This window comes from Amycolatopsis sp. cmx-8-4 (assembly GCF_046548675.1).
GTDB lineage: Bacteria > Actinomycetota > Actinomycetes > Mycobacteriales > Pseudonocardiaceae > Amycolatopsis.
The window spans coordinates 111243-132567 of sequence record NZ_JAEBDZ010000013.1 but is presented as its reverse complement, the minus strand read 5'-3'; the positions used below and the strand labels follow the sequence as shown (position 1 = coordinate 132567).

General features: G+C 72.6%; 19 protein-coding genes. 12 read left to right on the top strand and 7 right to left on the bottom strand.

Translation table 11 applies throughout. From position 1 onward, the window contains the following. Positions 1–16 precede the first annotated feature (16 nt). Positions 17–541: a DUF6790 family protein gene (locus tag ACLJQZ_RS27085; protein WP_410622678.1), complete on the bottom strand. Its 525-nt coding sequence runs from the start codon at positions 539–541 to the stop codon at positions 17–19. 56 nt (positions 542–597) lie between these two features. On the opposite strand from ACLJQZ_RS27085, the gene ACLJQZ_RS27080 reads away from it, so the two are divergent. Next, on the top strand, positions 598–1017 hold the full coding sequence (locus ACLJQZ_RS27080) for a MarR family winged helix-turn-helix transcriptional regulator (protein WP_410622677.1): 420 nt from the start codon (positions 598–600) through the stop codon (positions 1015–1017). Between the two features lie 150 nt (positions 1018–1167). Here the strand turns inward: ACLJQZ_RS27080 and ACLJQZ_RS27075 are convergent, their stop codons facing one another. Then, positions 1168–2178: a hypothetical protein gene (locus tag ACLJQZ_RS27075; protein WP_410622676.1), complete on the bottom strand. Its 1011-nt coding sequence runs from the start codon at positions 2176–2178 to the stop codon at positions 1168–1170. A gap of 510 nt (positions 2179–2688) precedes the next feature. Here ACLJQZ_RS27075 and ACLJQZ_RS27070 point away from each other — a divergent pair. Further along, entirely contained in the window at positions 2689–3711 is a 1023-nt protein-coding gene (locus ACLJQZ_RS27070) for a S1 family peptidase (RefSeq protein WP_410622675.1), read from the top strand. Positions 3712–4346: 635 nt separating this feature from the next. After that, positions 4347–5534, top strand: coding sequence for an FAD-dependent monooxygenase (locus ACLJQZ_RS27065; RefSeq protein ID WP_410622770.1), 1188 nt, complete (start codon positions 4347–4349; stop codon positions 5532–5534). A 3-nt stretch (positions 5535–5537) separates the two neighbouring features. On the opposite strand, the gene ACLJQZ_RS27060 is transcribed toward ACLJQZ_RS27065, so the two are convergent. Next, the gene (locus ACLJQZ_RS27060; RefSeq protein ID WP_410622674.1) at positions 5538–6464 is read right to left on the bottom strand and encodes a TIGR03564 family F420-dependent LLM class oxidoreductase; all 927 of its coding nucleotides are present in this window, start codon (positions 6462–6464) and stop codon (positions 5538–5540) included. A gap of 88 nt (positions 6465–6552) precedes the next feature. Between ACLJQZ_RS27060 and ACLJQZ_RS27055 the strand changes: the two genes are divergently transcribed. Continuing rightward, entirely contained in the window at positions 6553–7089 is a 537-nt protein-coding gene (locus tag ACLJQZ_RS27055; RefSeq protein ID WP_410622673.1) for a TetR/AcrR family transcriptional regulator, read from the top strand. Between the two features lie 394 nt (positions 7090–7483). Next, on the top strand, positions 7484–8305 hold the full coding sequence (locus ACLJQZ_RS27050; RefSeq protein ID WP_410622672.1) for a hypothetical protein: 822 nt from the start codon (positions 7484–7486) through the stop codon (positions 8303–8305). Between the two features lie 53 nt (positions 8306–8358). Here ACLJQZ_RS27050 and ACLJQZ_RS27045 read toward each other — a convergent pair whose 3' ends face one another. Beyond that, positions 8359–9522, bottom strand: a complete 1164-nt coding sequence (locus tag ACLJQZ_RS27045) for a S8 family peptidase (RefSeq protein ID WP_410622671.1) — start codon at positions 9520–9522, stop codon at positions 8359–8361. 235 nt (positions 9523–9757) lie between these two features. Between ACLJQZ_RS27045 and ACLJQZ_RS27040 the strand changes: the two genes are divergently transcribed. The 3 genes from ACLJQZ_RS27040 to ACLJQZ_RS27030 are packed head-to-tail and all read left to right on the top strand — an operon-like array spanning position 9758 to position 12868. Next, positions 9758–10789 (top strand): isopenicillin N synthase family dioxygenase, encoded by a 1032-nt coding sequence (locus ACLJQZ_RS27040; protein WP_410622670.1) that lies wholly within the window; start codon positions 9758–9760, stop codon positions 10787–10789. Further along, the gene (locus tag ACLJQZ_RS27035) at positions 10786–12072 is read left to right on the top strand and encodes an O-acetylhomoserine aminocarboxypropyltransferase/cysteine synthase family protein (protein ID WP_410622669.1); all 1287 of its coding nucleotides are present in this window, start codon (positions 10786–10788) and stop codon (positions 12070–12072) included. The genes ACLJQZ_RS27040 and ACLJQZ_RS27035 overlap by 4 nt, the downstream gene beginning before the upstream one ends. Further along, positions 12065–12868, top strand: a complete 804-nt coding sequence (locus tag ACLJQZ_RS27030; protein WP_410622668.1) for an alpha/beta fold hydrolase — start codon at positions 12065–12067, stop codon at positions 12866–12868. The genes ACLJQZ_RS27035 and ACLJQZ_RS27030 overlap by 8 nt, the downstream gene beginning before the upstream one ends. A 59-nt stretch (positions 12869–12927) precedes the next feature. Here the strand turns inward: ACLJQZ_RS27030 and ACLJQZ_RS27025 are convergent, their stop codons facing one another. Beyond that, entirely contained in the window at positions 12928–13893 is a 966-nt protein-coding gene (locus ACLJQZ_RS27025) for an Lrp/AsnC family transcriptional regulator (RefSeq protein ID WP_410622667.1), read from the bottom strand. Positions 13894–14007: 114 nt separating this feature from the next. Between ACLJQZ_RS27025 and ACLJQZ_RS27020 the strand changes: the two genes are divergently transcribed. After that, positions 14008–15447, top strand: a complete 1440-nt coding sequence (locus ACLJQZ_RS27020) for an FAD-dependent monooxygenase (protein WP_410622666.1) — start codon at positions 14008–14010, stop codon at positions 15445–15447. 97 nt (positions 15448–15544) lie between these two features. Continuing rightward, positions 15545–16960: a hypothetical protein gene (locus tag ACLJQZ_RS27015; protein ID WP_410622665.1), complete on the top strand. Its 1416-nt coding sequence runs from the start codon at positions 15545–15547 to the stop codon at positions 16958–16960. Between the two features lie 262 nt (positions 16961–17222). Here the strand turns inward: ACLJQZ_RS27015 and ACLJQZ_RS27010 are convergent, their stop codons facing one another. Beyond that, positions 17223–18809: an amidase gene (locus ACLJQZ_RS27010; protein WP_410622664.1), complete on the bottom strand. Its 1587-nt coding sequence runs from the start codon at positions 18807–18809 to the stop codon at positions 17223–17225. A gap of 78 nt (positions 18810–18887) precedes the next feature. Here ACLJQZ_RS27010 and ACLJQZ_RS27005 point away from each other — a divergent pair, with 78 nt between their 5' ends. After that, the gene (locus tag ACLJQZ_RS27005) at positions 18888–19388 is read left to right on the top strand and encodes a DUF6630 family protein (protein ID WP_410622663.1); all 501 of its coding nucleotides are present in this window, start codon (positions 18888–18890) and stop codon (positions 19386–19388) included. 73 nt (positions 19389–19461) lie between these two features. Here the strand turns inward: ACLJQZ_RS27005 and ACLJQZ_RS27000 are convergent, their stop codons facing one another. Next, positions 19462–20313 (bottom strand): hypothetical protein, encoded by an 852-nt coding sequence (locus tag ACLJQZ_RS27000; RefSeq protein ID WP_410622662.1) that lies wholly within the window; start codon positions 20311–20313, stop codon positions 19462–19464. Positions 20314–20634: 321 nt separating this feature from the next. On the opposite strand from ACLJQZ_RS27000, the gene ACLJQZ_RS26995 reads away from it, so the two are divergent. Continuing rightward, on the top strand, positions 20635–21321 hold the full coding sequence (locus ACLJQZ_RS26995; RefSeq protein WP_410622661.1) for a papain-like cysteine protease family protein: 687 nt from the start codon (positions 20635–20637) through the stop codon (positions 21319–21321). Positions 21322–21325 lie beyond the last annotated feature (4 nt).

The window sequence follows — 21325 nt, the reverse complement described above, 5'->3', positions numbered from 1 at the left end:
GTCGGCTCCCGCGGGTTCAGACGGCGACGGGGCCGGCCGGCGAGGGCGTGGCGGCCAGGCGCCGGGACCGCACGGCGAGGACGATCATGACCCCCGGGATCAGCAGGTCGTTGACGAGGACGCCGCCGGTGTTGCCCGGCGCGTGGTCGCCGTTCGCGAACCACTGGTAGACGTGGCCGACGAGCGCGCCCCACAGGAACATGCCGCCGCCGAGACCGATGGTGATGCGCTCGCGCGCCGATGCCGAAGCGGCGCGGAAGCCCATGATGGCCAGCCCGAGGTTGGCGAAGGCGATCTCGAACAGGAACGGCGTCCGGGGAAAGCCGATCGCGGTGGCCATCACGTCCGGGACGGCGAGGAACGCCACCGTCATCCACAGGCTGCCGATGCCGAAGGCGCCGATGGCCCACCAGCGCTGCCAGATCTCCAGCCGCTCCCGGGTGGAGGTGGCGTGGCGGCCGCGCAGGTAGGCGCCGATGGCCGGGACCAGGATCCAGACCAGGGGAAAGGCTGACTGGGCGAAGAAACCGAAGTTGTCCATGCCGTGAATCTTGCATGGTTAACATTAACTAGTCAACACTCTGTTAGGCTGACCACGTGGACGAAGGACTCGCAGACTTGCTGCACCGCGTGGTCATGCTGCTGGGCGACGCGGCCCGGCGGCGCACCGATGGCCAGGACGGCCTGACCTACAGCCAGATCCGGCTGCTCGGCACCCTGGAGGACATCGAACCGGCAACGCAGCACCGGCTGGCGCAGGCGATGTCGGTATCGGACCCGGCGATCAGCCGGGCGCTGCGATCCTTGGAGGCCGACGGCCTGGTGCGGGTGGTCGTCGACCCCGCCCATGCGCGGCGGCGTCTGGTCACGCTCACCGAGACCGGTCGCAAAGCCTTTCACGTCAACGGAAAACCTCTTTACGACGAGTTCCGCGCGGGGCTCATCGCCGCGGGGTTCCCCTACGAGCGCTACCTCGAAGACACCCTCAGGCTGGCTGAGCTCCTCGAATCCGACTGACAACGCATCGGCGCGAAACCCGCCCCGGCGGTGTCGCGCGACTCCGGCGTGAGTCGGCAAGGCGCGGCGCGTTCGAACACCTCGCACTCCCGCGCACGTTTGTGGCCGAGGACGAAGGGGCGTAACGCTTCCGAGAGCGGTGCGGCGGCGTCATGTCAGCGGTTCCGGGTCACTGCTGTGGCTGACCGATGTCGGTTCCGCTTCGCTCAGCCGTCGGCGGATGCCGTAACCGGCCGCGGCCATCGCCAAGGCGAAGGCCCACAGGGGCCACAGCAGCATCGGCAGCGTGACCAGCGGCCAGTCGGTCACCGCGGCACGGCCCGAGGCGCTCGTGGCGAACGTCAGCAGGAGGTCCTTGGCGGTGGTCGCCACCATCACCGAGACCACGAGGCCGGGCACCACCGCCAGCCGGATGGGAACGCGCCTGCCGCGCAGCAGGGGGATCCAGCGGGGGAATGTTTCGCCCCAGGGCCGGATCAGTCCGCTGGTGAGCCAGGCACCCGCGGCGGCCGACGCGGCCAGACCGAGACCCGCCCACAGGATCGGTTCGCCGAAGCCGAACATGTGGAATCCCGGCACGCAGAAGAACATCAGCACGCGGGTGAGCGCGTAGAGAGCCGGTGCTTCCATCGCGATCTTCGTCCAGAACCGGGTCCGGGCCTTCGCCTTGGCGAGCCGCCGCGCCCGATCGGCCGGCGTCGGTCCGGCGTCGCCGAGCCCGAGGCGCAGCCGCCCGGCGACGACCGTTGCGAACGCGGCCACGGTGAACAGGAGGGTCACCTGCAGCGCCAGGCCCGGGGACAGCAGGGCCGACGGGTTCAGCTGGTCGAAACCCAGGACCGAACCGATCACGATGGCCGGGATGTAGCCGGCGAGGATCAGGCCGGAGCCGTCCATCAGGATCAGCAACGCGACGATCGAGGCGCCGGCCACCCAGGTCACCGCGGTTGTCGCTCGGCGGCTTGCCTGGAGCCACAGCGCTCCGGCCAGTGCGATGACGGCGCAGCCGGCGAAGATTCCGTTGGCCCAGCCGTCCGGGTAGGCCGCCAGGGCCGAGCTGAACTTGCGGTCGGGACGGTCCAGCGGGTTCGGTACATCCCTCACGAGCCAGTACACACCCAGCACGCTCAACGCGAAGCTCGCCACAGCAGCTGCCGTCACCGGAAGCCGCGTCCTCGGGGAAGGGCCGAGATCAGTGGTGTCCATGCCGGCAACCCTGACGTCCCGGGCGCTGCGGTACTTCCCCCGCCAGGACGGGTTTGCTCCCCCTCGAGAGGGAGTCGCGGCAGTGGATCCGATGGACCTGGCTGGGCCACCAGGTCCGCGGCCCGGCGCAGGCCGCCGACCCGAGCAAGGGCAGGTGGCCGCCGGAGCGTTACCGCTCGAGCCGCGTGACGACGTCGGCCAGGTCCCCGGCGGCGATCGTGATTTCGTCCGGGGTTGCCGGGAAGCGACCACGCGACGGAGTGGTGCGGTGATCCTCGCCGGTCACCCGATGGTGGATTTACTTCACGAAATTCTCCTTGTCCGTTTTCCAAGTGGGCTTTCGGTTGAAAACAAACCTTCGTCGGTGGTGTACCACCCGCGGAAGCTGGATCGTCACGCAGTGTTCCACCGTGGCAAGCACCCCTCACGCCAGTCTTCCCCCCAAAGACGACTCGGAGGATTTTGATGACTTCCCGGAAACTCGCCGGCTTCACCGCATTCGCCTCGGCCGCCCTGGCCTGCGCGCTCTGCGTCCCGGCAGCCCACGCCGCGCCACTGTCGGCCGAGGCGGCGTTCACCCTCGCCCAGGGCAACGCCATGACCCAGGCCGACCAGGTGACCGATGCCCTCGGTGCCGCGTCGGGCGGCTACTACCTCGACAACGGCAAGGCGATCGTCAACGTCCTGGACGACGCCGGCGCGCAAAAAGTCGAAGCGGCCGGTCTCACCGCCAAGAAGGTCACCCACAGCTTCACCGCGCTGACCGGTGTCAAGAACGCCCTCGACAACGTCCGCAACGTGCCGCAAACCTCTTGGGGCATCGACACTTCCACCAACCAGGTCGTCGTGACCATCTTCTCGGCCGCCACCAAGGCGACCGCGGACAAGGTCGTCACCGCCGCCAAGCAGTACGGCGACAGCGCCCGCGTCGAGTACAAGACCGGCAAGCTCGAGCTGTACATCGCCGACGGTGACGCGATCCAGAACAGCAGCGCGCGCTGCTCGCTCGGGTTCAACGTCAAGAGCGGCAGCACCCCGTACCTGCTCACCGCCGGGCACTGCACCAACCTCGGCGGCACCTGGTCCGGTGGCGACGTCAGCGGCGCACGGGTGGTCCGGAGTGACTGCCCCGGCGCGGACTCCGGTCTGCTGACCCGCCCGAACGGCTCCGGTCCCGGCCGCATCAACACCGGCCAGACCATCACCAGCGCGGCCGCGCCGAAGGTCGGCGAGCGCATCTCGAAGCAGGGCTCGACCACCGGCGGCGGCACCGGCCAGGTGACGTCGGTCGACCAGTCGGTCAACTTCGACGTCGGCGTGCTCAACCACGAGTTCGGGACCACCGCCCACACCGACCACGGTGACTCCGGCGGCCCGGCCTACGACGGTTCCAAGGGCCTCGGCACCCTGTCCGGCGGGAACACGACCGTCAGCTACTTCTACCCGCTGACCCGTGAGCTTTCGTCCTACGGCCTCACCCTGGCCTGACCCCCGCCGAGCCGATCGCGGCGCCGTCTCCCAAGGGAGGCGGCGCCGCGATCACACTCGCCGTTCTCCACGCCTGCCTCGACGAGGACGTCGAAGTCCGGAACTCCGGCCAGCAGGCCCCACTTCCGCCGCCAGTCCGCGCTCCGCGCCGACGCCCAGCGTGACCGCCGGAACCTGCAGGCGGTCACGCTCCTTCGGGTCGGCCGCCACCATCAACCGGAAACCTGGCGGAAGGAGGTGAAGATGATGTCGGCGACCACCACCGCGCAGCCCGAGGTCGAGGCTCCGAAGGACCCGTGACGCCCTCGGGATGGGGGCGTTGATGAACACCCGCGGCCGCACCGAGCTGGTGGTGCTGAGCGTCGGGCTCCAGCTCGGCGTCCTGAGTGGAGCGCTGTACTCGATGATGGTCGTGATGGCGATCGTGACGACGGCGATGACCGGGGCCGCTCCTGTCGCTGTTCGGCGTCGGCGAGCCGGGATCGTTGCCGGACACCGGAAATCTCCGGGCGGCCGGAAGCGGGAGAAGCCGGGCGGATCGGTAGTCGCGTCGTTCGCCGGGGCCGCGGCGCACCGTACACTTCGGACCGAGAGCCGGACGGTGAGCGGGGGACACGGTGAGCGGTATCAGGGTTCTGGTGGCGGGGGCGAGCATCGCGGGGCCGGCGCTGGCCCACTGGCTGCGCCGGCGCGGGGCCGAGGTGACCGTGGTCGAGCGCGCCCCCGGGCTGCGGCCCGGCGGGCAGGCGGTGGACGCGCGCGGGGTGACCAAGGAGGTCATCCGGCGGATGGGGCTGGACGCGGCGGTGCGCGCGGCCCGCACGCAGACCGCCGGCGCGCACACCGTGGACGCGGCCGGGACCGTGCTGGAGACCTTCAGCGCGGAGGACGACGGCGGCGACGGGTACATCTCGGAGATCGAGATCCTGCGCGGGGACCTGTCCCAGGTGCTCTACGACGACACCCGCGACGGTGTCGAGTACCTCTTCGGCGACCGGATCGCCGAGCTCATCCAGGACGAGGCCGGCGTCGACGTGACCTTCGCGGGTGGCGTCCGGCGGCGCTTCGACCTGGTGATCGGGGCGGACGGGCTGCACTCGGCGCTGCGGGCGATGGTCTTCGGGCGGCGCGAGCGGTTCGTCCGCCACCTGGGGCTCGTGCTCGCTTTCTACAGCGTGCCCAACGAGTTCGGGCTGGATCGCTGGCTGCTCGACCACCAGGACCGGGCGTCCGGGCGCTCCGCGAGCCTGCGGCCCATCCGGGACGCCACCCGGGCGATGGCCATGTTCTCGTTCCCCGCGGCCGACTTCGACGTCGACTACCGCGACATCGCGGCTCAGAAGGACCTGCTGCGCGAGCGGATGGCCAGCCTGGGCTGGCTGGCGCCGCAGATCCTGGCGCACCTGGACGACACCCCGGACTTCTACCTCGACCAGGTCGCCCAGGTGGTGCTGGACCGCTGGTCGAGCGGCCGGGTGGGGCTGCTCGGGGACGCCGCGTTCAGCGCGTCGCCGATGTCCGGGCAGGGCACCGGGCTGGCCCTGGTCGGCGCCTACCTGCTGGCCGGGGAGCTGGCCGCCGCCGGCTGGGACCCGGCGGCCGGGTTCGCCGGCTACGAGCGGCGGATGCGGTCGTTCGTCGAGGCCAACCAGGAGATCGGCCGGTTGCACGTGCGCAGCCTCGCGGTCCCCGGGCCGGACGACGAGCCGGGCGAGGAGCCCGACATGGAGGCGCTCACCGAGCTGGTCGAGCGCGCGATCAACGGCGTCGAGCTGCCTGATTACGCGGGTGTGCCGGACGCCGGGGCGCCGATCAGGCCGTAGGGGTCACGAAACGTCGTTCTGGGGCAGGGCTTCCCGCAGGTGCCTCAGGGTTTCGACGGTCCGGGCGCGATCGCCTTCGCCGCCGGCCACGCTGGCCACCAGCTCGGTGACGCCGGCTTCGGCGAAGCGGTGGATCGCGACCGCGACCGCGTCCTCGTCGCCCGCCACGAGGGTCTCGGACGTGTCGGTCTTGCCCTGCTCGCCCAGGAGACGGCGGTAGCTGGCGAACCGGCTGGCGGCGCCCAGCCGGGCGGCGAGGTCCGCGCGGACGCCGTCCGGGTCGGCCGTCACGCTCACCGGGATCGTGGCCACGACACGCGGCGCGGGCCGTCCGGCCGCCGCGGCGGCTCGCGTGACGGCCGGCACGATGTGGTCGCCGATCACCTCGGGCCCGGCCCAGACCGTGGTCGTGCCGTCCGCGAGCTCCCCGGCGATCCGCAGCATCACCGGCCCGAGGGCCGAGACCAGCACCGACGGCGGCGTGCTGCCCGGGACGTCGACGATCCCCGCGGCGCTGACGGCCTCCCCGCGCTGCTCGACTTCTTCGCCGCGCAGCAGGGGTCGCAGCACCTGCAGGTATTCGCGGACGTGGCGCGCGGGGCGGTCGAACGACAAGCCGTACTGGCCCTCGATGATCTCGCGGTGGCTGGGCCCGATGCCCAGCGTCAGCCGGTTCCCGATGGCGGCCTGCACGCTCAGCGCCTGCCCGGCCAGCGCCAGGGGGTGCACGGCGTAGGTCCGCACGACCGCGGTGCCCAGGCCGATCCGCGGCACCCGCTGCCCGACCAGGGCCGCCACCGTCAGGGCGTCCCACGCCGTCAGCTGGGGGAAGAAGACGCTGTCCAGCCTCGCGGTTTCCGCGGCGCCGACCTGCGCGCCGATGTCGTCCAGGGTCACGTCCGCACTGGGGACGTACAGGCCGATCCGCATCCTGCCTCCAAAGTGAACCGGAACTTCATCTTCCGGAACCACCGTACCCTAAGCTGAAGGTGATATTCCGGTTGATGGGAGGACGTCGATGCGAGCGGACGCGCAGCGCAACCGCGAGCGGATCGCCGCGGCCGCCCTGACCCTGTTCGCCGAGCGCGGCCCGGACGTCTGCATGGACACCATCGCCCAGGCGGCCGGGGTGGGCGTCGGCACCCTGTACCGGCACTTCCCGGACCGGCAGGCACTGCTGCTGGACATCGCCGCGGGTGCGTTGCGCGAGCTGATCGAGTTCGGCGCCGGGGCGCTGGCGCGGGAGGACACCGCGTGGCAGGCGCTGGTGGCGATCGTGCGGTTCTGCGCCGGCCTGCCGCTGGCGCTGGCCAAGTCGCTGGCCGGGTCGCTGCCCGCCGGGACCGGGTTGCCCGAGCTGGAACAGGAGAGCAACGACCTGTTCGCGCGGGTCGTCCAGCGGGCGCAACAGGAGGGCACCGTGCGCCGCGACATCCCGCCGCCGGACGTCGTCACCCTGCTCGCGGTGGTGGTCTGCCGCCCGGGCGCCCGGCCCGACGACCACTTGACGACCGTGATGCTCGACGGCTTGCGCCAGGAGTGCGTCCGCACGTAGCGCGTGTTGGCGCTTCCGGTCGCCGTGTTGGCCACTCCGGGCACTGTGTTGGCCACTCCGGTCAGAGTGTTGGCTACTCCGGTCACTGGTGTCGGCCGTTCGCGATCGACCTCGCAGCCTCCCGGCAGCCGCCACGGCGACCGGAGGGGCCAACATGGCGACCGGAGGGGCCGACACGGCGACCGGAGTGGCCAACACGGGCACGGGATGCGTCCGCGGCACGTCGTGAGAAATGTTCATGATTCGGACATCGTTGACACTTCACGTACGTGTTCTTACTTTCGGTGCATGGCAACGGGATGGCGTCTCACACGACCGTGTCCGACGGCGTCCGCGAGACGGGTCTGTTGTCGCTGAGCGTGTCTCCGCGACCGATCCGTCCCGAGGAGTCCTCATGCACCGCGCCACCGAACGGCCGGCCGACCTCGACCACCTGCTCGCGCACGGGCCGTTCCCGGCCGCGCTGCGGGCGGCGATCGTCGCGCGCGGGCTGTCCCTGGACCGCATCCGCCACCGGCTCGCCCGGCGCGGGCTGTCGGTCAGCGTGCCCACGCTCAGTCTCTGGCAGTCGGGCCGCCGCCGTCCGGAACGCGCCGAGTCGCTGCGCGTCCTCACCGGGCTGGAGCAGGTGCTCGAGCTGCCCGCCGGCTCCCTCGGGACTCTGCTCGGGCCGCCGCGGCCGCGTGGCCGGGCCCCGGTCCGCGGCCGGGCCGGGCAACTGGTGACCGTGAGCCAGCACGACCGGGCGGAGATCGACGCTCTCGGCGGGCTCTCGGCCGTCCGGGCCCGCGTCGTCCTGCGCGCCACCGGGGCCGGGCTGGACCGCTGGCCGGTGCGGTGGCACTTCGAGCCGGGCGTGGCGCCGAAGATCGTCGCGGACCGCAACTGCCGCGTCGGCAGCGTCGAGCACGACCTGGACCACGACCGGCTGACCGCCGAGCTCGTGCTGGACTCACCGCCCGCGCCGGGCGAATCCGTCGTCGTCGAATACCGCGCGACGTTCCCGGCCCGGCCCGTCGCGCGGGGGTACGTGCGGATCTTCGACCGGCCGGTGCGCGACTACCTGCTCGAGGCCCGGTTCGCCGAGCTGCCGGCGCAGTGCGTCCGCGTCCACGGCGAGGACGCCGACCGTGAGCTGGTGCCGGACTCCGGCGGGACCGTGCACGTCGCCGAGGCCGACGTCGCGGGCCGGATCGGGATCCGCTGGGAGGCGTGAAACAGGTGTGGCCCCGGCGAGTGCCGGGGCCACACCCTCCTTTCGTGGCGGCGTCAGGGGGTTGCGTAGAGCGTGCGGTTCGGGGTGCCGCTGCCCGGGTTCTTGACCAGGTTCGGGGTCGAGGCGGCGATCAGGGCCTGGGCGACCTGGGCCGCGGTCGCCGTCGTGTGGGTGGCCAGGTAGAGCGCCGCCGCGCCGGCGACGTGCGGCGAGGCGAACGACGTGCCGTTACCGGTGTAGGTGGCGGTGTCGTTGGTGTTCCACGCCGACGTGATACCGACGCCCGGGGCGAACAGGTCGACGCCGGCGCCGTAGTTGGAGAAGGACGCGCGGGTGTCGGTCTTGTCCGCGGCGGCCACGGTGATCGCCTCGGCCACGCGGGCCGGCGACGACGTCGAGGCGTTCGCGTTCGAGTTGCCCGCCGCGACCGCCCAGGTGACGCCGGACGCGATCGAGTTGCGGACGGCGGTGTCGAGCGCGGTCGAGACCCCGCCGCCGAGACTCGCGTTGGCGACGGCCGGCTTCTTCGCGTTGGCGGTGATCCAGTTGACGCCGGCGATCACGCCGGCGGTGGTGCCGCTGCCGTCGGAACCGAGCACGCGCACCGGGTACAGCTGCGCGCCCTTCGCGACGCCGTACTGCGACCCGGCGATCGTCGCGGCGACGTGCGTGCCGTGCCCGTACCCGTCGTCGGCGTTCGTGTCGTTGTCGACGAAGTCGTAACCCCGGTGCACGCGGCCGCCGAAGGTCTGGTGCGTCGCGCGGATGCCGGTGTCGAGCACGTAGACGTTCACGTTCGACGCCGTGGTGGCGTAGGTGTACTTGCTGTCCAGCGGCAGGTTCCGCTGATCGATCCGGTCCAGGCCCCACGACGGCGGGTTCTGCTGCACGGCTTCGGTGCGGACAGTCTTGTCCTGCTCGACGAACGCGACCGCGGTGTCGGCGGCCAGCCGCTTGGCGTGCTTTTCGTCCAGGTGCACCGAGAACCCGGCGAGGTTCCGCGTGTAGACCCGGTCGACGGTGCCGCTGTAGCGCTGGGCCAGGTCGCCGCGGTTCGTCGCGTTGTCCTTGAGCACGACGACGTAGCTGTCCTTGACGGCGTTCGCGTCGGCCGCGCCGAGCACGACGCCTTCCGCGGCCTGGGCGGGGGTGACTCCGGTCAGGACGACGACCGCCGTGACGGCGACGGCGGCTCCGACGGATCTCGCTGCGCGCATTTCCTGCTCCTCGGGGAAGTGGGTTTCTCCGACTCCGAAGCTAGGTCGCCCGGTGTTTCCTCGGCAGCCGCGGTTTTTTGCGGTTTTACGGCGGTTTTTGCGTTTCCGGAACGGCGGCGGGCAAGCGTTTTCCCCGCGACGAAAGCAGGTTTCCGCGGACTGGACGCCCGCTCGGACCTGTCCGCGATGTGGGAACACCCGGCCCGGGTGCCGGGGCGGGCTTAGGCTGCGAGACGTGACGACGCTCGAGGAATCCGGGGCGGCCACCGCCCTGCCGCTGATCGACATCTCGCGCTTGCGCGGGCCCGCCGCGGACCGCGCGGAGTTCCTGGGCGAGCTGCGGCGGGCCGCGCACGACGTCGGCTTCTTCTACGTGGTCGGCCACGGCGTGCCCGAGCGGCTGACCAGCGGGATCTTCGAGGCGGCCCAGGAGTTCTTCGCGCTGCCCGTCGAAGAGCGGCTGGCGATCGAGAACATCCACTCCGCGCAGTTCCGCGGCTACACCCGCACCGGCCACGAGTACACCGGCGGGACGCCCGACTGGCGGGAGCAGATCGACATCGGCCCGGAACGCGAGCCGGTGGCACCCGGTGGCCCCGCGTGGCAGCGGCTCATCGGTCCGAACCAATGGCCGGAAGCGCTTCCCGGGCTCCGCGAGACCACCCTCGAATGGCAGACCGAAGCCCTGCGCGTCAGCCGCGAAGTGCTGCGCGCGCTCGCCGCGGCGCTGGGCCAGGACGAGGCCTACTTCGACGCGTGGTTCGACGAAGAAGCGTCCACGCACGTGAAGATCCTGCGCTACCCCGGCCGGCCGTCGGCCGAGCGGGACCAGGGCGTCGGCGCGCACAAGGACTACGGCTACCTGGCCCTGCTGCAGCAGGACGGCATCGGCGGCCTGCAGGTCCAGGCGGCCGACGGCAGCTGGATCGACGCCACCCCGGTGCCGGGCAGCTTCGTGTTCAACATCGGCGAGATGCTGGAGATCGCCACCCAGGGGTACCTGAAAGCCACCCGGCACCGCGTCGTCAGCCCGCAGGCCGGGGTCGAGCGGTTCTCGGTGCCGTTCTTCCTCGGGCCCCGCCTCGACGCCGTCGTCGAACCGCTGCGGCTCCCGCCGGAGCTGGCCGCGGACGCGAAGGGCGTCAGCGAGGACGCGGACAACCCGCTGCACGCGGCGTTCGGGGAGAACGCGCTGGTCGGCTGGCTGCGGTCGCACCCGAAGGTCGCGCAGCGGTGGTGGAGCGACGCGCTGGCGGAGCGCGGGTGAGCACCTTCGAGACCCGTCAGATCCACGCCGGCGCCCGTCCGGATCCCGCGACCGGGGCCCGCGCGACGCCGGTGTACCAGACGTCGTCGTTCGCCTTCGCCGACGCGCACCACGCCGCCGAGGCGTTCGCCCTGCGCGACCTGGAAACGCACGCCTACACCCGGTTGTCGAACCCGACGACCGCGGTCGTGGAGGAGCGGCTCGCGGACCTCGAAGGCGGCGTCGCCGCGGTCGCGGTGGCCAGCGGCCAGGCCGCGACGACGCTGGCCCTGCTGAACATCGCCCGCGCCGGCGACCACATCGTGGCGGCGGCGAGCCTGTACGGCGGCACGTACAACCTGCTCGCCCACACCTTCGCGGACCTCGGGATCACCGTCGGCTTCGTGCGCGACCCCGACGACCTCGCGGCCTGGCGCGCCGCCATCCGGCCCGAGACGAAGGCGCTTTACGCCGAAACCGTGGGCAACCCGCGGGGGAACGTCCTCGACATCAGCGCCGTCGCCGAGGTCGCCCACACGGCCGGGGTGCCGCTGGTCGTCGACAACACCGTGCCCACGCCCTACCTCGCGCGGCCGCTGGAGCACGGCGCGGACGTCGTCGTCCACTCGACGACGAAGTTCCTGTCCGGGCACGGCACCGCGATCGGCGGCGTCGTCGTCGACGGCGGGACGTTCGACTACACCGCGGACCCGGACCGCTGGCCGCAGCTGACCCGGCCGGACCCGAGCTACCAGGGGCTCGTCTTCGCGCGGGAGTTCGGCGCGCTGGGCTACAGCCTCAGGCTGCGCACCAAGCTCGTCCGCGACCTCGGCCCCGCGGTCTCGCCGTTCAACAGTTTCCTGCTCCTGCAAGGCATCGAGACACTGTCGCTGCGGATGGAACGGCACGTGTCGAACGCGCAGGCCGTCGCCGCGTGGCTCGCCGACCGGCCCGAGGTCGAGGCGGTGCACTACGCCGGGCTGCCGGGCAACCCGTGGCACGACGCGGCGAAACGCTACCTCTCGCGCGGCGTCGGCGCGGTGGTGGCGTTCGACCTGGCGGACGGCGTGGAGGCCGGGGTCCGGTTCGTCGACCGGGTGCGGCTGTTCAGCCACCTGGCCAACATCGGCGACGTGCGCAGCCTCGTCATCCACCCCGCGTCGACCACCCACGCCCAGCTCGACGCGGAGCAGCAACTGGCCAGCGGCGTCACGCCGGGGCTGATCCGGCTTTCGGTCGGCCTGGAAGGAATCGGCGACCTGCTCGCCGACTTGGCACACGGACTGGGGACGCGCGATGGCTGAATTCACCGGAAGCCGCGGGAAGATCCACTATGGACAGTGGAGACCGCCCGAATCTGAGGCGCTCGTGGTGTTCTTCCACGGCCTGGGTGAGCACATCGGCAGCTACCAGCCGCTCTTCGACGCGCTCGCCGGCGCCGGGTTCGCGGTCTGGGCCCACGACCACGCCGGGCACGGCCACAGCGACGGCGAGCGCGTCCTGATCGAGTCGGTCGACGACCTGCTCGCCGACGCCGCCACGCTCGCAGAGCTGGCCCGCGACGCGCACCCGGGGCTGCCGCTGGTGGTCGCCGGGCACTCGCTCGGCGCGACCGTCGCCACGCTGCTCGTCGGCGAGGACCGGCTGCCGGACCGCCCGAAAGCGCTGGTGCTCGCCGGTTCCTCGCTGGTGCCGGACGCCGCCGGCGGGCTCGTGAACCTGCTCGCGAGCGGCGTCGACCCCTGGGAGTTGCGCAAGGACCCCGGCGAGCTGACCCGCCACCCCAGCTACGCGCAGCAGATCCGCGACGACCCGCTGACCTGGCAGGGCGGCCTGCGGCTGGAGACCCTGGGCGCGCTCGGCGCGGCCGCGCCCCGGGCGGCGGCCGTCCTGGCGAAGCTCGACCTGCCGATCCTGCTGCTGCACGGCGCCGAAGACGACCTCGCACCCGCGGACGGCGCCCGGAAGGCCGCCGAGCTGCTGCCGGACGCTCGGGTGGTCGTCTTCCCCGAAGACCGCCACAACATCCTGAACGAGCTCGACCGCGACGACGTCCACCGCGTCTTCGTCGAGTTCGCCGCCGAACACACCCGCGCCTAGGCACTGTCCTGTGAGCGGTTGAGCTGGACCTCTGGTGGTTGTGCCCGGCCTGACCAGGGTCACGGCTGGTTCGCGGTCTGCTTGACGGTCCGGATCACGGGCGCCGTCTCGATGTGCGTGATCGCGGGCAGCGCCGCCACCCGGGTCGTCAGGTACCGGTACAGCGCCTGCTGGTCCGGGCACACGACGGTGGCGTAGAGGTTGCTCGGCCCGGTCGTGGCCGCGGCGAACGCGACCTCCGGGTGCCCAGCCAGCTCTTCCCCGGCCCGCGCCAGCTGGGCCGGCACGACCGAGAGCCAGAGCAGGGTCCTCGTGCCGGTGCCGAAGAGCCGGCCGTCGATGTCGATGTCCAGGTACAGGACGCCGTGTTCGCGCAGGTCGCTCATCCGGCGCCGGACCGTCGTCGGCGACCAGCCCGTGCGGGCGGCCAGCCGGGCGATCCCGGTCCGGCCGTCGGTGGCCAGCGCGGCGAGCAGCTTCCGGTCGCCGTCGTCGAGCCGCACCGGGCCCGGCCGGCGGGGCGCCGGGGGTGGGCGCAGGCGCTCGACGGCGTCCTCGTCCAGCCAGCCGAGTTTGGCGATCAGGCTGTCCGGGCCGCCGTAGAAGGTGTGCAGCACCGAATGCGCGGTGACGCCCTCGACGCGCGGGGTACGGGGAAGCTTCGCCAGCAGCAGCGCCTCGCTGTCGGCCGCGGTCTCCGTGCGCACGGTGCAGGTGATCTCGGTGCCGCCGGAGGTCAGGCTCACCCAGGACGTGTCGGGCCGGCGGGCCAGCGCCTCGGCGACCGGGACCGCCGCGGTGGGCGCGCACCGCACCCGCAGGAACCACAGCGCGCCGCCCAGCGCGGCCGGGTCGACGTCGCCGACCACCCGCACGGCCCCCATCGCCCGCAACCGGGCGTAGCGGCGGGCGATGGTGCGATCCGACACCCCGAGCACCTCGGCGATCGTGCTGAACGCGGCCCGGCCGTCGACCTGCAGCGCGTGCACGAGCCGGCGGTCCAGCTCGTCGTAGTCGGATTCCACCGTGACAAGCCTACTGGTGCCGGATTCGGCCGCGGATCACGTCGTTTCTGGCCCGGCCGCGGCGGCGGGCGCAGCGTGGGTCGCGTCCTGATCGACACGAACCAGGGAGAAACCATGGACACCGGAGTGCTCGTCGTCGGAGCCGGTCCGACCGGGCTGATGCTGGCCAACGAAATGCGGGTGGCGGGCGTGCCCGCACTGCTCGTCGACAAGCTGGCGCGGCGCAGCGAGCTCTCGCGGGCCGGCGGCGTGCAGTCGCGCACGCTGACCGCGCTCGACCAGCGCGGGCTCCTGGAACCGTTGCTGGCGACCGGGAACTACCCGACCAGCGCCGGGCACTTCGCCGGCATCGGGTTCTCGCCGGAGAACACCGCCCACCGCCTGCCGTGGCGGTCCGTGCCGCAGGTCGAGATCGAGGGGTTCTTCGAGCGGCACCTCGCCGCGCACGACGTCCACGTCCGGCGTGACCACGAGCTGACCGGCCTCGACCAGGACACCGGCGGCGTCACCGCTACCTTCGCCGACGGCACGGCCGTCCGCGCCCGCTACCTCGTGGCCGCCGACGGCGCCCACAGCGTGGTGCGATCCCTGCTGGGGGCCGGGTTCCCGGGCCGCCCGGGCACGTCGACGGTGATCGCCGCCGACGTCCGGCTGAGCGGTGCCGGCGAGCCGATGTCGCACACGTGGACCGACGACGGCCACTGGGCGGCGCTGTACCCGCTCGGCACGGACGCGCGGGGCCGGCCGCTGCGCCGGCTCGTCCTGGGCGGCCCGGACGCGCCGGCGCGGGACGTCCCGGTCACCGAGGACGAGATCCGCGGCGGCCTGAAGGAGGTCTTCGGCTCCGCCGTCGAGCTGCTCGAACTGCGCTACGGCCGGCGCATCACCAACGCGGCCCGGCAGGCCGAGCGCTACCGGCACGGGCGGGTCTTCCTGGCCGGCGACGCCGCGCACGTCCACCTGCCGCTCGGCGCGCAGGGCATGAACACCGGCATGCAGGACGCGCTGAACCTCGGCTGGAAGCTCGGCGCCGCTGTCCACGGCTGGGCGCCGGAAGGGCTGCTGGACACCTACCACGCGGAGCGGCACCCGGTCGGCGCGGCGGTGCTGCGCAACGTCCAGGCGCAGAGCCTGCTGATGGACTGGGCGGGCACCCGCGACCCGGACGTCGTCGCCACCCGGGAGCTGTTCGTGGGGCTGGCGGAGCTGCCGGAGGTGCAGCGCCACCTCGGCGACCTGCTGTCCGGGATGGCGATCCGCTACGCGATGCCGGGCACCGAGGCCCACCCGTCGATCGGCCGCCCGGCTCCGGACCTGCGGCTGGGCGAGGTCCGGCTGCACGAGCTGCTGCGCCCGGGCCGCGGCGTCCTGCTCGACCCGGACGACGCCTTCGCCGAGGTGGCCGGCTGCTGGCCGGACCGGGTGGACCGCGCGGGCGTGGGCGCGGCGACCGAGCCGCTGCTCGTCCGCCCGGACGGCTACGTCTGCTGGGCCGGCGACCCGGACGAGCTGGCACCGGCGCTGGCCCGCTGGTTCGGCGAACCACGCGGCTGACCGGGCCGGTTCGCGACGAGCAGGACTGGGTATTCGCGGGTGGGACCCCGGCTACGGTCGGTGTCGACGGGGTGACCGGACGAACAGGAGGCCGTGGGTGGGGCGGAAGATGCGCTGGGCAGTGGTCAGTGGGGACGGGTTGCCGGTCAGCGGGTTGCTGACGATCTTCCGCAACGTCGTCGACCGGGCGCGTGATGCGGACTTGCTGGAGTTCCCGGTCACCGCGGACCTGGGTTATTCGTGGCGGGCGGACAAACAGCGGTTCTTCCCGCGCGGGCTGCCGGGCGCCGAGTACCCGTCGTGGCTGCAGGTCTCCGACGCGGTGCCAGTACCGATGGATCCCGCGCAGTGGATGGAAAAGCTCGACACGATCCGCCGGACCGTGGCCACGGCGGAGGAGCTGGACGAGGCCGAGGCCGCCGACTTGCGGCGCGAGATCGAGACCTACAGCGAACACTACGAGAAGTACTTCCACGACTGGTTCACCGAGCACGACGTCGACTGGGTGGTCGCGATCAACCTCACCCTCTCGGACGCCGTCCCGGTCACCACGGCGCTGCACCGGGCGGCGGCCCGCCGGTGGGCGGGGGACCGGCCGGGCGGCGTGCTGTACTGGGACCACGACCTGTTCGGCAGCTGCGCGATCTTCGAGGACGGCAAACGGTTCTACCCCGCCGCGCCCAACGACTTCACGCCCGTGCCCGGTACCACCGAATCGGATCGGTGGGCGGTGGTGTCGCCGGCGCTGCTGACCGAAGCGGGGAAGTACCCGTCCGAGCTGGAGCCGGAGCTGCTCACCAACGTCCTCCCGCTGGTGCCCGGCGGCCCGCTCGAATCCCGCCATCGCGAGTTCCTGGCCGAACGCGACATCGAGCCGGAACGTCCGGTCGTCCTGGTGCCCGTGCGGGTCTTCGCCGTGAAGGGCGTCGACATCTCCGTGCGGGTGTTCGCCGGTGTGCGTGACGAGTGCGCGCGCCTCGGCGTGCCCGACCCGGTCCTGCTGGTGTTCGGCAGCCTCGACGAGGAGCCGGGGTACGCGGACGTCGTGCGCGAGGCCGTGGCGGAGACGGACGCCGCCGACGCCGTTCGCTTCCTCGACGGGGTCCCGATTTCGAGCCACCGCGACAGCGCCGGCGCGTGGCAGCTGGACGAGATCGACCTGGTGCGGGTGGCGCGGGCCTCGCACGGCGCGGTGCTGTTCACGCCGAGCTGCGTCGACGTCGAGACGGTCGGGCTCGGCCCGGCCCTCGCGGCATTGGCGGGCATCCCGTGCGCCGTCACGCCGTACGACGCGTTCGCCGACCACTTCGGCCCCGGCTTCAGCCGCGTCGAGGTCGATCCCGAGGACCCGCGCCCGGCCGGCCACGAGCTGGCCCACCAGCTGTCGGCGTTGCGCGAGGGCGACGCCGCTCTGGCGGAGGCGATGCGAGCCAACCTGGCCCGGGTGCAGGAGCGCTTCCCGGACGGCCCCTGGACGGATTTCCTGGCCGCGATGGCCGACGGAACGGCCTGACGCAAGGGAAAGCCGTCGGTACCGGGTAGGACCGCTCAGCGCAGCAGCGTGCCGAACGCGAGGGTGAAGAGCGCGGCGAAGGACGAGCCGTCCTTCGCCGCGCGTTCGCCCACGATGGCGCCTTCCCCGGCGTTGACGTCGGCTTCGACCGGCCGCCGCTCGTCCGGGCCCCGCGCGAGGTCACGGCGGAGGCGGCGTTCCGCCGGGCGCGCGGCATCAGCCCGTCGCAGTACCGCGCGGCCTGGTAGTCCGTTGTGGACGGTCAGCCGATCGTCGGGATGAAGGTGGGTGCCTTCCGGGCCGGGGCCGCCTTCTCGAACGCCGCCGCCAGCGAGAGGATCCGCGCGTCCGCCCAGCGTCCGGCGAAGAACGAGACGCCGATCGGCAGCGGGCCGGCGAACCCGGCCGGGACCGAGACGTTCGGGTAGCCCGAGACGGCCGCCGGGGTCGACGAGCCGAGGACGAACGCGTCGCCGGTGCCGTAGGTCGTCTTCCAGGCCGGGCTGTTGGTCGGCGCGACGATGGCGTCCAAGTGGTGCGCGGCCAGGGTTTCGTCGATCGACCGGCGGGCCAGTGACGTCGCCGTCGCGCGCTGGGCGCGGTAGGCCGGGTCGGTCGGGGCCGGCGCGGCCGCCGCCTGCTCGAACAGCTCCTGGCCGAACTTCGACAGCTCGACCGGGTCCTTCTTGTTGAACGCGATCAGCTCGTTCAGGTTCGCGGGGTGGCCCGGCCGGTGGGTGAGGTAGGCGTTGACGTCGCGCTTGAACTCGGTGAGCAGGGCCGGGGACTCGGCGGCGCCGATCTCGTCCTGGTAGGGCAGGTCGACCTCGACGACGGTCGCGCCGCGCGAGGTCAGCGCGCGGACGGCGTCCTGGACGACGCGGTCGACGTCGGCGTCCTGGCCGGCCTTCCGCCAGACGCCGATCCGGGCGCCGCGCAGGGCACCGGGGCGCAGCAGGGCCGCGTAGTCCTTCGGCTGGCCCGCGGGGATCGCCGCCGTCGCGGGGTCGGCGGAGTCGCGTCCCTGCAGGACGGACAGCGTGATGGCCGTGTCGACGACGTGGCGCGCCAGCGGCCCGGCGGTGTCCTGCTCCGCGGAGATCGGCACGACGCCGGTCCGGCTGACCAGGCCCAGCGTCGGCTTCTCGCCGACGACGTCGTTGGCGCCGGCCGGGCAGACGATCGAGCCGTCGGTCTCGGTGCCGATCGCCACCTGCGCCAGGCTGGCGGCCACGGCGGCGCCGGAGCCCGAGGAGGAGCCGCACGGGTTGCGGTCGAGGACGTACGGGTTGTTCGTCTGGCCGCCGATCCCGGACCAGCCCGACGTCGCGTTCGTGGAGCGGTAGTTGGCCCACTCGGAGAGGTTGGTCTTGCCGAGGATCACCGCGCCGCCGCGCTGGAGCCGGTCCACGAGGGCGGCGTCGGCCGCCGGGCGGCTGCGCGGCAGGGCGCGCGAACCCGCGGTGGCCGGCAGCGTCCGGGTGTCGATGTTGTCCTTGAGCAGCACCGGGATCCCGTCCAGCTGCCCGAGCGTGTGGCCGGTGCGGCGGCGGGCGTCGCTGGCGGCGGCCGCGCGCAACGCCGTCGGATCGACGGCGACGACGGAGTGGATCTTGCCGTCCACCGCGTCGATCCGGTGGAGGTAGGCGGCGGTCAGCGCCACGGCGCTCAGGCGGCCGTGGTCCATCCGCTGCTGGAGCTCGGGGATGGTGGCCGCGTCCAGGTCGAAGCCCAGTGACGGGCCGGCCTGAGCGGGAGCGGCGGCGGCCAGTGCGGGCACCGGGGCCGCGACGAGGCCGGCGAGGGCGAGGAGCACGGCGGACGAGCGCAGTCGGATCACGGCGTACATGTGACTCCTGAACCCGGCGGGGGTCAAGCCGCCATTCGTCGGCCCGGGTGCGATCATGGGTGTCCTGGGAGGACGTTCATGACTGCTCGCGACGCGCTGATCGCCGTGGCCGCCCTGGTGGCGCCGGACGTGCCGCAGGTGCGTGCCCGCGCCGCGGCCGCACACGACGATCCCGAGGCCTACCTGCGGGAACACGGCGACAGCCTCGACGACCGCGGCATCGACACCGCGATCCCCGAGCTGCCCTGGATCGCCCTGGTGGACGCGCTCGCCGACCACGGGCTGCTGGCCGAAGTGGATTGGAAGGAAGCGCCGGACGAGATCGTCGGCCGGCTGCGCGCCCTGCGGTCCGCTCCGGCCGAGGACGCGGCGTGGACGTCGCTCGCCGAGGCCGACCTGCCGACCTTCGAGTTCCTGGAGCTGGCGGGCGGGCAGCTGGCGGCCGCGGGCACCGCGCTCGCCGTCCTCGACATCGAGTCCGACTGCTACCCGCTCGTGCTCCTCCCGCCCGCCCGGGCCGCCGACCTCCCCGGCCTGGCCGCGGCGGCGGGCTTCAAGGCCGCGGTACTCCCGGCTTAGCGCCGCGTGGAGCCCGGAGTGGCCGACACAGTGTCCGGAGTGGCCAACACGGCGTCCGGAGTGGCCGACACGGCTAGACCGGTTCCGCGGTCTCCTCGGCCGGGGCCTTGTTGGCGGCGGCGTAGTGCGCGGTGCCGATCGCGCCGGCGACGGCGAGCACGAACCCCGCGATGGCCGCGACCGTGAAGCCGTCGCGGACGCGGTCGTCCAAGATGGTCACGCCGATCAGCGACGACACGGCGGTGTTGGTGGTGAACATCGTCGCGGTGACGGCGGTCGCGCGGCCGCGTTGCAGGGCCATCGCGAACACCACCGCGGCGACCAGGCCGTTGGCGATCATCGCCCAGATCGCCGGGTCCAGCGCCACCCGCCAGGCCGGGCCCGACGTGTCGAGCGTGCGGGCCGAGATGCCGACGACGCTGAAGCCCAGGCCGCCGCAGAAGCCCAGCACGGGTGCCGACCAGCGGTGGTCGTGGCGCTGGACGTAGAAGCCGATCGCCGCGATCGGCACCGCCGCGGCCAGCAGCAGGTACCTGGCGGCGGTGGGCAGCAGGTGCGCGGGACCCGGGTCGGCGGACAGGCCCAGCAGGACGAGGCCGGTCGCGCCGACGCCCAGCGCGGCCCAGCCGGCGGAGGCCAGCCGGATGCCGAGGAACGCGGAGATCGTCGCGGTGACGCCGACGCTGAACGCCAGCACCGACTGGACGAGGAACAGCGGCAGCCGGTGCAGCGCGGCGGCGGCGAAGATGAAGCCGAGCAGGTCCACGCCCACGCCGAGGAAGTACAGCGGCTGGCCGCGCAGGGCGACGAGGTCCTGGGGCGCGCCGCCGTAGGCACCGGCCCGCCGGACGCCGGCGGACTCCAGGATCGAGCCGCTGCCCGACGCGACGGCGGCCAGCAGGGCGAGAACGTAACCGAGGATCACCGGTCGAGTCTGTCAGCCCGCCCGCCGCCGGGATCCGAAAGGCCGGAAAACCGCCCGCGGCGAGGCCCGGCCGCACCCATAACACCTGGGATAACACCGAGGTGGCGGCGTCGGCCGCTCGCCGCGAACACCACGTGCTGACCTGCTGATATGTGATGCGGGCCACCGCGCGGCGGGCCGGTCGTTTACTCATCGTTTACCGACTTGCGTCGGTTGTCGGTGATTTTCTCCTGTCGCACAGTGATGGGGCGAAGTTACCGCGGAATGGGTCCGGAACCGTTCCCCGTCGTCCCCCTTTCCCTTTTGTGCAAGGAGAAGCTCGTGGTCATCGCGCTGGACAAACGAATGATGGGCCTGGTTCTCACGTGTGGTGCGGTCGTGGTCACGGCCACGCTCGCGCTCACCCCGGCGGCCGGGGCCCAGCCGGTCGCGCCGTCGGCGCCGAACGGCGTGACGCTCACCCACCCGCTCACCGACAACAGCGCGCTGCGGCTCCCGGCCGCCGCGAACGCGGCCCGGGACGCCAAGGCCGCGCGCAGCCTGAACTACAGCCAGCAGGTGCAGCAGAACGACGAATGGTGCTGGGCCGCGGACGGCGCGAGCATCGAGCAGTTCCACGGCGCCTCGACGTCGCAGAACCAGTTCTGCGCCGCGGGCAAGGGCACCACCGCGGGCAACTGCCCGAACCAGGCCGCGCAGATCGGCGAGATCGTCAACGGGTTCCGCGGCACCGGGTTCTCCGCGAGCAGCGCCGGCGGAGCGGTGTCGTTCTCGACGATCACCCAGCAGATCGACGCCGGGAACCCGGCCCTCACCGGGATCTACTGGACCTCCGGCGGCGGCCACGCCGAGGTGATCTACGGCTACGACGCGGGCAACCAGTCGATGAACGTCGGCGACCCGTGGCCGACCTACCAGCGCTACCGCACGCAGTCCTACAACGACTACCTGCGCAACAGCGAGTTCACCTGGGGCGACACCGTCGTCGGCATCGCGGGCGGGCGGTGAGCTA